This is a genomic window from Sphingobium sp. B8D3A (assembly GCF_025961995.1).
GTDB lineage: Bacteria > Pseudomonadota > Alphaproteobacteria > Sphingomonadales > Sphingomonadaceae > Sphingobium.
Window position 1 is genome coordinate 3,426,636 of sequence record NZ_JAOQOS010000001.1, and the last position, 15,046, is coordinate 3,441,681.

13 protein-coding genes and 1 pseudogene are annotated in these 15,046 nt (G+C 60.8%); 10 read left to right on the forward strand and 4 right to left on the reverse strand.

Annotated elements, in window-relative coordinates; genetic code table 11:
- Positions 1-19: 19 nt before the first annotated feature.
- From M2342_RS15865 to M2342_RS15880, 4 genes and pseudogenes are all read left to right on the forward strand, one after another.
- Positions 20-1,204, forward strand: a complete 1,185-nt coding sequence (locus M2342_RS15865; protein ID WP_264579786.1) for an MFS transporter — start codon at positions 20-22, stop codon at positions 1,202-1,204.
- 24 nt (positions 1,205-1,228) lie between these two features.
- The gene (locus M2342_RS15870) at positions 1,229-2,005 is read left to right on the forward strand and encodes a helix-turn-helix transcriptional regulator (RefSeq protein WP_264579787.1); all 777 of its coding nucleotides are present in this window, start codon (positions 1,229-1,231) and stop codon (positions 2,003-2,005) included.
- 329 nt (positions 2,006-2,334) lie between these two features.
- Positions 2,335-2,745, forward strand: a complete 411-nt coding sequence (locus tag M2342_RS15875) for a hypothetical protein (RefSeq protein ID WP_264579788.1) — start codon at positions 2,335-2,337, stop codon at positions 2,743-2,745.
- Positions 2,746-2,811: 66 nt separating this feature from the next.
- Positions 2,812-3,578 (forward strand): annotated as a pseudogene (locus M2342_RS15880) (IS5 family transposase).
- A gap of 303 nt (positions 3,579-3,881) precedes the next feature.
- On the opposite strand, the gene M2342_RS15885 reads toward M2342_RS15880, so the two are convergent.
- Positions 3,882-6,149, reverse strand: coding sequence for a putative bifunctional diguanylate cyclase/phosphodiesterase (locus tag M2342_RS15885; protein WP_264579789.1), 2,268 nt, complete (start codon positions 6,147-6,149; stop codon positions 3,882-3,884).
- 815 nt (positions 6,150-6,964) lie between these two features.
- On the opposite strand from M2342_RS15885, the gene M2342_RS15890 reads away from it, so the two are divergent.
- Positions 6,965-7,591, forward strand: a complete 627-nt coding sequence (locus tag M2342_RS15890) for an SOS response-associated peptidase (RefSeq protein WP_264579790.1) — start codon at positions 6,965-6,967, stop codon at positions 7,589-7,591.
- A 328-nt stretch (positions 7,592-7,919) separates the two neighbouring features.
- On the opposite strand, the gene M2342_RS15895 is transcribed toward M2342_RS15890, so the two are convergent.
- The 3 genes from M2342_RS15895 to M2342_RS15905 all read right to left on the reverse strand — a co-directional run bounded on the left by M2342_RS15895 (position 7,920) and on the right by M2342_RS15905 (position 11,192).
- On the reverse strand, positions 7,920-8,084 hold the full coding sequence (locus M2342_RS15895; protein WP_181561007.1) for a hypothetical protein: 165 nt from the start codon (positions 8,082-8,084) through the stop codon (positions 7,920-7,922).
- Between the two features lie 229 nt (positions 8,085-8,313).
- Entirely contained in the window at positions 8,314-9,336 is a 1,023-nt protein-coding gene (locus M2342_RS15900; RefSeq protein ID WP_264579791.1) for a phage portal protein, read from the reverse strand.
- Positions 9,333-11,192 (reverse strand): terminase large subunit domain-containing protein, encoded by a 1,860-nt coding sequence (locus M2342_RS15905; protein WP_264579792.1) that lies wholly within the window; start codon positions 11,190-11,192, stop codon positions 9,333-9,335. The genes M2342_RS15900 and M2342_RS15905 overlap by 4 nt, the downstream gene beginning before the upstream one ends.
- A 147-nt stretch (positions 11,193-11,339) precedes the next feature.
- Here M2342_RS15905 and M2342_RS15910 point away from each other — a divergent pair, with 147 nt between their 5' ends.
- The 5 genes from M2342_RS15910 to M2342_RS15930 all read left to right on the forward strand — a co-directional run bounded on the left by M2342_RS15910 (position 11,340) and on the right by M2342_RS15930 (position 15,045).
- A complete protein-coding gene (locus tag M2342_RS15910) occupies positions 11,340-12,155 on the forward strand; it encodes a GPO family capsid scaffolding protein (protein ID WP_264579793.1) in 816 nt (271 codons plus the stop codon).
- A gap of 48 nt (positions 12,156-12,203) precedes the next feature.
- Positions 12,204-13,286, forward strand: coding sequence for a phage major capsid protein, P2 family (locus tag M2342_RS15915; RefSeq protein WP_264579794.1), 1,083 nt, complete (start codon positions 12,204-12,206; stop codon positions 13,284-13,286).
- A gap of 46 nt (positions 13,287-13,332) precedes the next feature.
- Positions 13,333-14,136: a phage terminase small subunit gene (gpM, locus tag M2342_RS15920; protein ID WP_264579795.1), complete on the forward strand. Its 804-nt coding sequence runs from the start codon at positions 13,333-13,335 to the stop codon at positions 14,134-14,136.
- A gap of 205 nt (positions 14,137-14,341) precedes the next feature.
- Positions 14,342-14,821 (forward strand): head completion/stabilization protein, encoded by a 480-nt coding sequence (locus tag M2342_RS15925; RefSeq protein ID WP_264579796.1) that lies wholly within the window; start codon positions 14,342-14,344, stop codon positions 14,819-14,821.
- Complete coding sequence (locus tag M2342_RS15930) at positions 14,821-15,045, forward strand: tail protein X (protein ID WP_264579797.1); 225 nt, start codon at positions 14,821-14,823, stop codon at positions 15,043-15,045. The genes M2342_RS15925 and M2342_RS15930 overlap by 1 nt, the downstream gene beginning before the upstream one ends.
- Position 15,046 lies beyond the last annotated feature (1 nt).

The window sequence follows — 15,046 nt, forward strand, 5'->3', positions numbered from 1 at the left end:
AGCCCCGACGCTGCTGATCGTGTCGATCTGCGCGATGGTCTATTTTCTGGATGGGCTGGTCCATACGATCATGGGTCCGCTCGCCCCCGAATTCGCGCCGATGCTGGGCCTTGGCGATGCCGATCTCGGCCCGATCTTCTCGGCCAATCTGATCGGCCAGTGCATCGGCCTGATTGCGTTTCCCCCGCTGGCCGCGAGGTTTGGCGACCGGTGGACGGTGGGGCTGACCCTCGCCGGCTTTGGCGCCGCTCAGGCCTTGACGGGTCTGGCGAACAGTGGCGAGCAGTTGTTCTGGATGCGGCTGATAACCGGCGTCCTGTTGGGTGGCTGTCTGCCGAGTTGCCTGGCAATCGTCACGGCAGCCGCCCCCCTCGAACGCCGTGGCCTGGCGATCGCCTTCCTGTTCACCGGCTACGGCCTCGGCGCCACCATCGCGGGCATCGTCGCCATCGCCTTTACCGGACTAGGCGGCTGGCGCGTGGCGATGGGCGCGGTGGGACTGCTCTGCCTCGCGACATCCGTCATCACCATCATGGTTCTGCGGGACGCCGAGGAGGTGGCACCGCAAAGCGATGCGCCCCAGCCCAGCGCCAGCCCCTTGAGCCTTCTGGCGCCGGACTATCGGCTGGGCACGGCGATGCTGTGGCTCGTCTTCATTGCCATGCTGACCATCAGCTACTGCCTCAGCTCCTGGCTGCCGGTTCTGCTCGTCCGGCTCGGCTATGCGCCGGCCTTCGCAGCCTTGGCGCTGTCCATCTTTTCCTTCGGCGGCATCGCTGCGGCGCTCTGCATGGGGCTTTTGATCGACCGCTACGGCGCCTATCGCGTTCTCGTCTCGTCCCTGCTCATCGCAGCAGCGCTCTTCTTCGTGGCCGGCCAGATTGTGGGCGCGTCCTCGGCCTTGGTCCTTCAACTCGTGCTCGCGGCATGCGGCTTCTTTGCCCTCGGCGCGTATGGCGGCGTGAATGTCATCCTCGCCAGCTTCTACCAACCGCACCTACGATCGACTGGCATCGGATGGGCCAAAAGCGTCGGCCGCATCGGGACGGTCGCGGCGCCGGTGCTGATTGGCGCGCAGCTTGAGGCGGGCATTGCGGAGACCACCATTCTGGCCTCCTTTGCGGTGCCGGCTATCGCGGCAGCGATTGCGTTGACGGCCATGAAAGTGTTCAAGAGGCGTAGAGTCGCGACTGAGGGGCTATAATCCCAGAGGCGGCAGGAGAGCTGAATGTCCTACATCCGCAAGATCGAGGAATGGCGCGCCCCCGTCTCCATGGGTGCCATCTATGAACGCTTGCTGGAAACCGCCGGGACCGACCAGTTCGGCACCGCCGTCCATGATTCGGTCATGACCGTCACCGGTGGCGCGCGCAGAATTTACCTGTTCGAGGCGACGGGCAGAGAAACCAGCGAACTGCAATATTTCTTCGGCGAACCACGCGTGGAAGCAATGCTGCCAGCCTACAGCCAGCATTATCACAATATCGACCCGGTATGCGACGCCTATAGCGCAGCGCCGTGCGTGAGCGACCTCGCCATCCAGCGCATCCGGCCGCCGGACATCAGCTCCGATGAGTTCCGCAGGCGCTTCTTCGATCAAGCCGGCATCGTTGAGCGCGTCTCGATCATCCAGCGCGGACCACAGGCCTGGCGCGTCATCAATGTCGCGCGCCATCGCTCCACCGGCCTGTTTACGGACGGCGAGCTGGACGCTTTGGTCGGCCTGGCTCGGCTGGCGCTGCCGATGCTGCCCCTCAACCGCCGGCGCGCCCTTTCCTGCTTCTCCTCCGCCCAGCACATCGAAAGCCGACTGCGGCACTTGTTCCCAAATCTGACCCGGCGCGAGCGGCAAGTCTGCGCCCGGGCGACCGCCGGCATGTCGGTCGAGGCAACGGCGCTGGATCTGGGTATCGCGAAAACGAGCGTCATGACCTATCGAAAGCGCGCCTACCAGCGATTGGGGATCAGCAGCGTGCCGGAATTATGCGCGCTGGTGGCGCATTGAGCCTGAGCGCGCAGGGCGGCGGGTCGCCGGGTCGGAAACTGGTGGAGTTTCCTGCGAACGTCTGATTGTCGCGCGCACAGAACCCTGAATCGACGGGTGATCTTCCGGGAGGCATATATCAGCCTCAACGATGAATGGCGGAGCGGGAGGCAACTAAACGAGAACACACAAAACCATGAAATTTCGATAGTTTTTTTGTAAATTCTCGTCGATCCTCCGGCGTGATACCATATCGAGTACCATACTAGGTCGTGAACCCATAAATTGGCTTCGTTGCAGATGGGGTGGAAAGGGCCGTCTGGCGTGGTATCGTTGGCCGCATGTTGTTCATGCTGACCATCATGGCCGCAGCGAGTCTCTCTCCGCCCGAGGAACCGTTAGCCGGTCAGCTTCGCGCTGCGATTTGGAACGATCTGCAACTCAACGCCATGATTGGCAACGGTAACTGGCTGGCATCGCTTTGGTACAATGCGGGTCAGGAAGACACCAAGACGCCTGACCTCCACATTCTGGATATGTCCTGTGGCAGCAACCGCGAGGGACATCGTTGCTCCTTTACACTGTTGCGTGACGGCGGCGTGCGGATGGCCTTCAACGAAGCAGCCCCTGACCGACTCAATTGCACTGCGCAGTTCGTTCGTCAGGAAGAATCTGACGGGTGGAAGGTGAAGCATCGACCGCCGCGCGGCTCCGGGCACAGTCGGACGGACATGCAATGCAAAGCTGTGTCTGCAAGCTGATCTTTGGGCGTGCATGGACCAAACTGCGGACTTTACCCGTAATCGGAACTCTGATTCAGCGTCGGCATGAGCCGATATGATCTGACCGACTTTGAGTGGCGCGTGATCGAACCGCTGCTGCCCAATAAGCCGCGAGGCGTCCCACGTGTCGATGACCGACGTGTGCTCAACGGCATATTCTGGGTGCTGCGATCTGGCGCGCCATGGCGCGACCTGCCGGAGCGCTACGGTCCGCGCACCACCTGCTACAACCGCTTCGTGCGATGGCGAAAAGCTGGCGTTTGGGATCGGATGATGGATGCCATCACCGCTGCCCACGACGGCGACCTCCAGATGATCGACAGCACTTCCGTTCGCGCCCATCAACAAGCTGCGACGGCAAAAAGGGGGATCGAGATCATTGTCTCGGTCGTTCCCGAGGCGGCCTCACGACGAAAATTCACGCGGTCGTCGATGGGCAAGGCCTCCCGATCCGGTTGAGCCTGACCGCCGGGCAAAGTCATGACGGGCAAGCTGCTGACGATCTGCTCGAGCATGTTGGTGCCGGAACAATCGTTCTGGCGGACAAGGCCTACGATGCCGACCGCATCCGGGCGTCTCTCCGCGAGAAAGGGGCGTTCGCCAACATTCCGCCCAAGTCCAACCGACGGTCAAAGCCCTACTTCAGCACATGGCTCTACCGCGAACGAAACCTGATCGAGCGCTTCTTCTCCAAGTTGAAGCACTTCCGTAGGGTGGCCACCCGCTATGACAAGATAGCCGAAAACTTCCTCGCCATGGTCCAACTCGCCTCAATGCGGCTGTGGCTGCGTGTTTATGAGTCTACGACCTAAGGGATCGATGTCGCCGCCGCCGAAAGCTCCGGTGTAAACGAGACGCTCTACCAACTGAGCTAATCGCCCCCTCGCGGGAATTCAGGCGCCTTCGAGGTTTTTTGTCGTTCGGTCAAGAGCACAGATGCGGAACGGAAAGGCAACTTCCGACCCCAGGTGGACCTGAGAGTCCCGAACTATTCCCGAAGTCTCTCCGAAAGAGCAGGCTTGAGCCAAATGGCGGCGGATGACGAATAGGCAGACAACGTGGCAGCCAAACCGGTTTGCCGCAATCTCAGCTATCTGTCCTTCCAATGCAGCAACCTAACCGTCTAAAAATCTAACACCCAAGCGGTCCCGCAATGACCAGAGCACCTCAGCTTCGAGGATGATGCTATTGTTCAAACATATTGAGAACTTCGCACCCTCAGGCATTGCGGGCGTGTTCTCAATAATTCCTCCCGTGGCGGAATAAGACGAAATCCGCGCGCGGGCGCTTTCGCCGCGGTAAATTATCGTGACTCTGTCGGCATCGATATCAAACGGGGTGACGGCCACACCCATCTCGGTCCTCCGCTCTTCCTCCAATGCACTGGCGATCTGTGATGACGGGACAGGCCTGCCAATGAAAAAGCCTTGCACCTCATCACATCCAAGCGCTCGGACGAACTCGAATTGTTCTTTTGTCTCGACGCCCTCTGCGACCGCTTCAACTGAAAGGGCTTTAGCCAGACTGACAATCGACTTGATGATCGCGCTCCGGTCATCGCGCGTGTCCAAGCCGCCATCGACAAAGCTCTTATCGATTTTGAATTTGTCGAAGGAGATGCGCCTCAGATAGCTGAAGGAGCTAAAGCCTGTCCCGAAGTCATCAAGGACAAGTCGCAACCCTAAACTTTTGAGTTTTGCAAACTTAGCGCTGACCTCGTCGGCCGTGTAGAAAAGAACACTGCCTTCCGTAACTTCCAACTCGAGGCGTCTGGGCGATAGTCCGCTCTCAGCCAATACGCGTTCCACAACCGCTGGGAAACTGTCGGTTGCAAAGTGGCGGGGGGACACATTGACGGCTATACGAAGGTCTGAGGGCCAGCTGGCGGCATCGAAACACGCCCGGCGTAGCGCCCAATCATCCAGCATGGATATCAGGCCTGCGTCCTCGGCCATCGGGACGAACACCGCAGGCGATATCATGCCGCGCGTTGGATGCTGCCATCGGAGAAGAGCTTCGTATCCTGTGAGCTCACCCGTCGCGCAACTGATGCTGGGTTGGTAGACGAGGTGAAGACTGTCTTCTGCCAAGGCAACGCTGAGATCGGCTTCCAACTCTGTTCGGTCAATTTGACGAAGGCGCATTTCCGGCTCAAAGAAGCACGGGACGCTCGGAGTCGCATTCTCCAGCGCAAACTGTGCGCTGCGCTCCAGCTCGGAGAAATCGAGCCCGTCCCTGGGTGCTCGAGCGACCGACACCAATGGCTCCAGCAAGACGCGCTCATTATCGACCAAATAAAGGCCGGAAACTGCTCGCATGATTTCGTCAGCTCGTATGACAATCTTATCGCGATTCAACGCTGGGGGCAGCGTGATGATGAAATCGTCTCCGTCAACATGCCGCACGAACATATCAGAGCTCGCCTTCTCAAGGCGCCGACCAATCTCAGCGATGAGAAGAGCAACTTTGCGCCGACCAAAGAGCCTGACGTTATTGTTTCCAAAGGCTTTCACATAAACGATGGCTGACGGTGCTGATGCAGTTTGAAAGCTATGCGACCCTAACAAGCGCTCGCTGCTCTCGCGTGAGTACCCATAGTGATTGACCAAAAGTTGAGCGAGAATGGCAATGTTAGCGCTGTCTCGAGCTTGCCCTTCCACTAGGTGATCGACTTTACGTTCGATAGAACTGGTCGCTTTTACGATTTGATCGACGCTACGGGAAATTGTGTTTGCAATATTCTCGGCCGTTAGCTCGCGGCCGAGGATCTCACTCAATTTGGCAGAAACAAACAATCGCGCAAACGCGTCATCGGTTGAAACGACGCGCGCTAATTCTTGTCGGAACGCGTCAAACCAAGATTTTCGGCCGTTGGGAGCCGGTCGCGTCAAAAGCACCATAAAATGAACCGGCAAGTCGACGCCTACTGCTGCTTCGCACCATTTCGCGACAGAGCGTACAGTCTGATCCATCACGACCGCGTTCCAGTTGCTTTCGGCATAGGCGTCCGAGGTCAAAACGTTTGAGAGTGCGGAAATTAGATCTTCTGGAAGCGCTTCTTCTTTAGATGGGAAGCTCGCCCCCAAATGTGCGTGCAGCGCGTCTACGATCGTTCGATCAGAGTAAGTCTCACACTGACCCGCAAGCGTTTCCAAGTGATATTCAAGGCTAGCGCGATAAGCAGCGAGAATCGAGGGAACTAGGCCGGTATCATGATCCCGCGATCTGGTCCTGTCGAAGGCCCCCGACAACGACATGAGCACGCGCATAAAAAGCGCATCTGCACGATTTCCCACGATCGCCGACGCGGTACTCCCAATTGTGATGGAACTCGCAATGTTCGCAATTGCACCAGCGCAAAAGGCTGTGATCGCCTCAATCATGGACCTCTTCCGCGCCGGCTTTATGAAAAGTGCACGGCGTACTAAAGTTTTAACAGCCTTCGTTCCCGCACGGCAAACAATCAACTCCACACAATTTCTTCACCACCGGGCTGGGGAGGCCAACGGTCGGTTTGCCGAGTGGCTAATCTGCGCCCTTAAGCTGACGAAGAAAAGTTTCGCGTAGCGTCGCCATATTTGCAACTTCGCGTTGAACCGGCTCGTGCTTCCTTCGAATTTCTCAGTCTTTTAGGTGAGTGTCGGGAAAACCATAACATTCATAACATGGATGCAATTTCAAAGGCTTACGCCATAACTTCTACCATAATATTACCATAATCTGATTATGTCTTTTCAGAGTGATGCGCGAATTCAAAAAAGCTCTTTATTTTCAATGACATTATATTTTTCGACCGTCGAAGTTATCAAAAATTATGGCAAAAACATAACCTCGGAAATGGCACTTTTCTGAGGGTCTCAAGACTTTTGTACTGAGACATTATGGATATTATGTTTTCCCCGCCCCCCTGCCCCAGCTTTCGCCCGAAGAGCAAAATTCTAAAAAATCATCGACCGAATTCCGGCGCACGGAAGATGGACCGACTTTGCCCAGATGGAGCGCTTTAGGTGCATGAGTTCGCAACTTTTGCGGGGGCGGTAGAATTGCCGGCCCGCCTTAGAGCTGCGTCGATTTCCGGTTGCTAGCATAGTGCATGAATACCGACACAAAAAGTGCGCGGGCGAGGCGGGGGGAAAAGCGCGTTTCGCGGGGGGCCGGCGCGTAGAGGCGCTTGTCGGGCTGCGGATCGATGCTAGTCATGCGATCAGCGCTGGCATCGATGGAGGCCGCCATCTGCAATCACTTCCGGGCCGATCCCTCCAAGCTCTCGACGTGGGCACAATACATCGGCGCCCATCTTCCCGAGTCCGAGGTGCACGAGGCATCCCTCGATATCTGGCCCCGCAAGCCGGCGATCGTGGCGCATCATAGCGAAGGCCGAACCATCGTTGATCAGATGATCTGGGGCGTCCCGCGAAAGATGCCCGGCAAGCGCCCCGGCACGACGATCACCAAGCACATCACCAACGTCCGCAATCTCGATAGTCCGTTCTGGCGATCAATGATCGCCGCGCCGGCGCAGCGTTGCCTTGTGCCCTTCACGCAGTTTGCCGAGCCGAAGATCGGCCAAGGGCGTGAGGAGTGGTGGTTCACGATCAATCAGCAGCCGGTGTCATGCTTCGCCGGGATCTGGCGCCCGAGCGAGGCCGGGATCGTGTTCGCGTTCCTTACTTGCGAACCCAACCCGCTGGTCGCCCCGCTTCACCCGAAGGCCATGCCGGTCATTCTACATCCCAACGACTATCAGGTTTGGCTGACCGGCAATCTGGATGCGGCTCGCGCTCTCGCACAGCCCTTTCCCAGCCAGCTTATGGCAGTCGCCTGAACGTCAGGTGCGGTATCTCCGCAGAGCTTTCTTCCAGACGAGCTCATCTGGAAGCGGGAGCAAGATTGTTTCCCTGTCCTGGCTCGTTTCGATCAGCACGGGCCGCACGCGTCGGCCGCGAGAAGCGGAGCATCGCCGGCAATAAAATCTCATCCGGGCCGCGCGAAACGTGTCGTTCCAATGGCGTTGCTGAAACCACCACCATAGCCCGTGCGGATCGAAGGGCGCCGCATGTCCGCACCGGCACACCACGCGAACGGCGTTGTGCCATGCTGCCGCTTCAAAAATACACGTCGCGACCCTTATGTCGCCAACATAGCGGGCCACTTCATCGCGCAGTGTTCAGCAGCTTCGCGCATGCGAGCGCGCCAAACATAAACGGTCCCTCGTCTCGCGCGCCTGCGCGGATCTCTTCCAAAAACTGGCGGTTACCGTGGCCGCGCTCTTCCAGCGCCTTCGCGACGGCGTCGCGAATGTCGTCAATTCTGTCCATGTGCATGTTCTCCTGATAGAGAACATATGTGGAACATGATACGATTCGGTCAATGGAAGAATCTCGGGAAACTTGGCTGATGCGACCAACTGTCGTAAAAGCAAAACTGCAGGCGCCGACTCTGTTGGCCCTGCTTGGCGGTGCCCATCCCCCCCGGATATAACCGCCAAGAAAGAGGGGCGTCGCTCTGCGGCGCCCCTCAATTCTTATCCGGTAGTCGATATGCCAATCACATATCGCGTGGCCGGAACCGGACAACCTCAGTCCCGACCGCCTCATTCAAATCGAGAAAAACCGACTGCAGCGGCGCCAGCTCCAGCTCGAAAAAGGCGTCCGTCGCCTTCGTCACATCGCCAAAGCCACCCGCGTTCGCCGGCACAATGCCGAGCAGCTGCGGCGGCACCCGGTGAGCGGCCAACACATCATCGCGCGTGGTGTTCTTGATGCCAAGGAACTCATCGCTTGCGCCCATCTGCGCGATGGGCAGCAGCTTGATCCCGTTCTCTTTGCCGTTGGGAGAGTGCACGAACAGGTTCCGGAAATTGCCCGGCCCGCGCGATTTCTTGAGGGCGCTGCGCATCGCGTCCACATCGCCCTCGGCAAATTCGCCGGTCGCGTACATGATGTAGCCCGCATGGCTCCCGTTCTCGTAATAGCGGCGGCGGAACAGGGTGGCGTTCTCATTGAGCAGGGCTGACTGCAGAGCCGAGATATATTCCGGCACGCCATAGATCTCCTGATTGAGATCGGGCGCCAAAAGCTGGTGGACCGCGCCGAGCGGGAACTGCTCTTCATTCTTTAACCCCGGCACCCACCAGAAGGCGCCCGGCTCGACGCCACGCCGCGTATATTTGGCAAGCGGATGATCGAGGCGCAGCAGATCACCAAAGCGGTTGCGGATCTCCTGCGCATAGGCGTTCCCGAGCACGAGATAATCGAGCACCATACCGGCGAACACCTTGCGGCTCAGCCATGGCGTCGGCTCGAGGCTGGCGGCCAGCATGTTGCGCTTGAGCATGATCGCGCTGGAATGGTGCGGCGAGGCACGGAACGCTCGGGACAGGCCATCGAGCGAGATCGGCGGCTCATACCAGCGGCCATTGTGCCAGCATTCGATCATATCGAGCATGGTGGCCCGGCTCAGCACCGGCTCGGGATCGCCGAAGCTGAAGGCCTGCACCTCGCCCCCGATGGCCGGCGTGGCGGCGGACAGGGCGCGGGCAGTCTGGCGGCGAGATAGGCGCTTGCTCATTCGATTATCTCCATTGTGCCCTTGGGCTTTTCTTTGCCGTCGAGCGGCTCATTCATGAGGATGTGCATCGTGGCCCATGCGAGGTCCGCGTGGCCGTCATTGCCGCCGCGCCCGGCCTTGAACGTCATGCTGCGCCCGCTTGCCGTCAGCGTTTTTTTGACGGACACGAATGACGAAACGAGATCGAGCATGGAGGCATCGAATGCGAGGCGGCCCCGGCGCACCACATTCTGCGCCTTCATCACCATCTGGGCTTTCAGCTCGAGCGAATATTCGATCTTCGCGACTGTGCAGCCGGGCATGGCACCCACCTTGGCGAGGAGCTGATAAACGCCCGCGCCCACGCCCTTGGCGTCAACGCCCAGATAGGTGCAATTGTATCGGCTGAGCATCGCCTTGATGAACTCGGCCTGCTGCTCGAAATCGAGGCCGCGCAGTTGATGGCGCTCGAGGATCCTGAAAGGCTCGCCTTCTTTTTCCGGCGGCGCTGCAATCACCAGCGCGGCATTGTCGCCGTCCTCGCTCTCCTGCGGGTCATAGCCGGCCCACACCCGGCGATTGCCATAAGGACGCAGAGCGTCGGGATCGAAATCCACCCACTCCACCAGGCTATCGCAGCCGCAGGCGATCAGATCGTTGAAGCGGAAGGCCGAAAGGCTGTCATCCACGAACTCGCAGAGGAAGAGGTTGGCGAACTCGTCGGGCGCATATTCGTCCTGCAGCTCCTCGATATCGAAAAGATCGCAACCGCCGGCCTCAGCGTCGCGGATGTTGACGATGTGGCGCCACACGCGATCCGGCCCGACCGAACCGATCGCCAGCGCCGCATGGCTCACATCGATCTCGATCCGGTCGGCCTTCTTGCGCCGCTTGTTCCGGCGCTCGCCCGTCCAGTAGGGATAGGCCGGATGCGCCACGCTCGATGGCGTCGAGAAGTAGGTTTTGCGCCACTTCTTGTGCGTCGCCATGCCCGAGGCGACCTTGTTCAGCTCCTCGAATGAGTGGACCCAGAAAAACTCATCGAAATAGAAGTTGCCGTGCCGGCCCTGCGCCGTGCGGAAATTGGTGCCGAGATAGTGCAGCTCGGCCGCCGCTTCCTCCGCCGGGCGCAGATCGGACGTGATCAGCATCGGATCGCCGGTCAGCGCCACGCCGACCAGCTTGGCGAAACTGACGATATAGCTGCGGAACTGATGGGCCTGCGCCTTGGAGGCAGAGAGGAAGATCTGGTTGCGCCCGGTTTCGATCGCGTCGATCAGCGCCTCGAACGCGAAATAATAGGTCGCGCCGATCTGGCGGGACTTGAGGATCATGCGCGTGCGCTGATCCTTCGCCTCCCACCATTGGGCCTGATAATCGTACAGGCCTTCGAGGAAAATCCGCTTCAGCTCGGCGGCCTGCTCCTCTGTGAAGTGGTTCTTCTTCGCCTTCTTGCGCGGCCCGGCGTTGCGATTGGCGACCTTCTCATTGAGGTCGCCCTCATGCCCGCCCTCGGCCTGATAGCGGCGGACGCGGGCCATGGCGGTGATCGAGCGGGAGAGCGCGTCCAGCTCGGCCAGATCCGCGTTGGTTTTCTTCTCCTTGGCGACCAGCACCATGAACCGGCATTCGAGGCTGTCCTCGATCTTGCTGATCGAGGGCGCGTCATCCCAGCGGTCGCGCTGTTTCCAGCTGTCGATGGTCGCGCGCGGGATCGCGCTGCCCTTGTCGTTGACGATGCCGTGCAGCGCGAACTCATCTGCAATCTGCGCGACGCCCCAGCCACGCCAGTAGAGGCTGCGCGCATGCCGGCGCGGATCGAACTGCCAGAAGCTGGGCGGCCCTGCTGGGGCAGTGAAAGGCTGGGCAACAGTCATCGCGCCTGACCATGCCGTCCGCGCCGATCAGATCACGGTTCTCCATCGGGTGAGAAGCTCTCGCCCGATGGACTGGCTTGAGGATCCCGCCCCGTACGGCCCTTCTGGCGCCTGCACCGCCGATCCAAAGCAAGGGAACCCGCCCCCATGGCCAAGAGCAAGTTTTTCCGCATCGCCGTTGAAGGTGAAACCGTCGATGGCCGCGTGATCCAGCGCGAATGGCTCGAGCAGATGGCCGCCAGCTACGATCCCAAGACGTACACGGCGCGGATCAACTGCGAGCATATCGCTGGCTACAGCCCCGATAAGCCATTCAACGCCTATGGCACCATTCGCGCCCTGCGCACGGCCGAGGTTGAGCTGCAGATCAGCGGCCAGACCGTCAAGAAGCTGGCGCTCGAGGGCGAGATCGAGGCGAACGATCAGCTGCTCGCCATCAACAAGGCCGGCCAGAAGCTGTTCACCAGCTGTGAGATCCACCCCAACTTTGCGGACAGCGGCAAGGCCTATCTGGTCGGCCTGGCTGTTACCGATCAGCCGGCATCACTGGGCACCGAACCGCTCAAATTTGCGGCCATGACGCGCCCCAACCTGTTCACCAACGCGCTCGAAACATCGCTCGAGCTGACGGCCGAGCCGATCGAGGCTGCCGGCATCGCCGAGGCGATCAAGTCCGGCTTCGCCGGCGTCGCGGCCTTGTTCACGCGCTCGGAAGAGAAGCCCAAGGAAGAGGCGGCCCCTAAGCAGCAGCCGGCCAACGACAACAGCTTCGATGTGACGGCTTTCGCGAGCGCCATCGGTGATCAGGTCGCGGCTGCCGTCAAGCCCGCCAATGATGCGATCGCGGCGATCAATGCGCGCTTCGACGCGCTCGATGCGAAGCTCGCCAAGACGGAGCAGCCCGGCACGTTCACGCGCACGCCCGCCACCGGCGGCAGCGGCGCGGTGGTCACGGATTGCTGATCACACGCCCCGCTTCCCTTCCCGCACCCGCCCCACTGGAGCCTGACCATGCGTAACGAAACCCGCCTCCTGTTCGCCGCCTATGTGAGCCAGATCGCGCTCATCAATGGCGTGGCATCCGCAGAAACCAAATTCACCGTCGCGCCCGTTGTCGAGCAGAAGCTCGAAGAGAAGATCAAGGAGTCGAGCGACTTCCTCGGCATGATCAACATCCAGCCCGTCGTGCAGCAAAGCGGCAACAAAGTCGGCGTCGGCGTCACCCGCCCGCTTGCCGGTCGCACCAACACCGCTGGCGGCAACCGTCGCACGCCGACCGATCCCACGGACACCTCGGATGAAGGCGGCTATTTCTGTCGCCAGACCAACTACGACCATGCGATTCCCTATGCCAAGCTGGACGCTTGGCGCCACAAGCCCGAATTCCAGACCCTCCTGCGCGATGTGATCATCAAGCAGCAGGGCCGCGACCGGATCATGATCGGCTTCAACGGCATCTCGGCGGCCGCAACCACCAATCGCACTGACAATCCGCTCCTGCAGGATGTGAACGAAGGTTGGCTGCACAAGATCCGCACCAAGGCGCCCGCCCGCTGGCTCGACAGCGGCGCTCTTGTCGACGATCCGGAGAAGGCGATTTACGTCGCAGCGGGGGTTGAAGTGGTCAATGCCGCTGGGACCAACATTCCGACCGCCAAGGCCGATTACGCCAATCTCGATGCGCTCGCCTTCGACGCGCTGGATCTGCTCGACCCCTGGCACCGGGGTGACACCGATCTGGTGGTGATCGTTGGCTGGCAGCTGGTGAAGGACAAATATCTGAACCTGCTGCAGGCGGCGGGCGACACGGCCACCGAACGCGAAGCGGCCCATCGCATCCTCACCTTGCCCAAGCAGCTCGCCGGCAAGCGCGCCATCATCGTCCCCTTCTTCCCGGAGACGAGCCTGCTGGTCACCAGCCTCGATAACCTGTCAATCTATTGGCAGGAAGAGACGCGCCGCCGCCACATCAAGGATGAGCCGGCCCTCGACCAGATCGAGAATTACGAGAGCGTCAATGAGGACTTTGTGGTCGAGGATTACGGCCGCTGCGCCCTCGTTGAGAACATCGTGATGGGCGCCAAGCCGGCCTGATCCGCGGCGCCTTATCCCCTTCGCTCCAACTGACAGGACACGCACAATGAGCCTCGCTCGCCGCCACAGGGATCGCATCCTTGCCGCACAAACCGTTGCGTCCGCTCCCAATGTTGGAGCGGCCACCCCCGCCGTCGCACCTCTCCCGGCGGCGGGGGGCACTGGCGAAGGCCAGGCCAATCGAGGCGCCGCCCAGATCGCCATGCGCCTCACGCATGATCTGCGCCGCCTCCATGAGATCAAGGGCGTGGATCTCAAGATCGCCGCCAAGCGCGAAATGCTGCCCGAATATGCCGATTGGGTGAAAGGCCTGCTCGATGCCGATGCCGGCGTAGGGACGGGCGTTTCTGCCGAAGTTCTGCCCACTGTCATGGTCTGGCTGATCGACGTGGGCGCGTTTGATGATGCGCTCGAGCTGGTGCCCTTCGTTCTGCGCCACAATGTGCAGATGCCGGCGCGCTACAACCGCGATGCCGCCACGATCGTGGTGGAAGAGATCGCGGAGGCAGCCCTCAAGGCGCACAATGCAGGCGCCCATTTCGATCTGGGCGTTCTGCTCGGCGTGGCCGAGCTGACAGACGCGATCGACATGCACGATCAGGCCCGCGCCAAGCTGCGCAAGGCCACCGGCGCGCAGCAACTCTACATTGCAGAGGAAATGGAAGCCAATGCCGAAGGCCGGGCGATGCTCGAGGCGGCGCTCGTGTCCCTCAAGGCCGCGCAGGCGCTCAATGATCGCATCGGCGTGAAGGACAAGATCAAGCGCGCCGAGAAGCTGCTCGCGTCGCAGGACGCCGCTGCGGCGGCCACCACAACGCAACCCAACCACGAAGGCGGCTTAGCCGCCTGACAAGCTCGCCCCCGGCGCTCGGGGGCGGATCGCGCGAGGCGGGAGGTTTTTACAACCGAAGGGCCGCCCTCTGTCCCGATCCTCACCCCCGTAAGCCGGAGAGCCGGAAAGGACGCAGGATGCTGACGCGCTACGATTATCTGCTGCTCGCCCTAATCGGCATCATGGTCGGGGGAATGGCGCCCCTCGCGCGAGCGATCATGGCATGAGCTTCGTCGCCAAGCCCCCGGCGCCCGAGAGCGGCCCGCCGCCGGCGGAAACCGTCATCGAGAATGATGGCTTTTTCCCCGCGATCGATCCACGCGAGATCCGCGAGCTGGCGCGCATCACATCAAGCATCACCGCGCCGCGCCTGCGCGGCGCCATTCTTGCCGCAATGGATGCGACAGAGATCGATCTGCGCGCATGGGTGGCAGAGCAGACGGGGAAGGGACATGCCACGCTGGCGGACGTTCCCGCGCCGCAGCTCGGCGGGGAGAGCCGCAACCTGATCCGCTATCGCCGCATCATCGCTCTGCTCGCCAAGGCCGAGCTGATCGATCGGCACCGCGACTTTGATACCACCGCCGCCGGCGCAAGCCAGGGCGATGAACTCGATGAGAGCGTGCGCGAGCTGCGCCGCGATGCCGCGCATGCCATCCGCGACATGCTGGGCCGCACGCGCACCACCGTGGATCTCATCTGATGGCCCGCATGCAGTCCCTCACGGCCCTGCAAGGCGACACCGTGGATGCACTGATCTGGCGCGAAGCCGGGCTTGGCTCCGGCTCGATCGGCGCGGTGCTCGATGCCAATCCGGGTCTGGCCGATCTTGGCCCGATCCTCCCGCTCGGCACCATTGTCATGGTGCCGATTTCCAAGGCGCCCGAGGCAACCCGCCAGCGCCCTCTCACGCAACTCTGGGACTGAT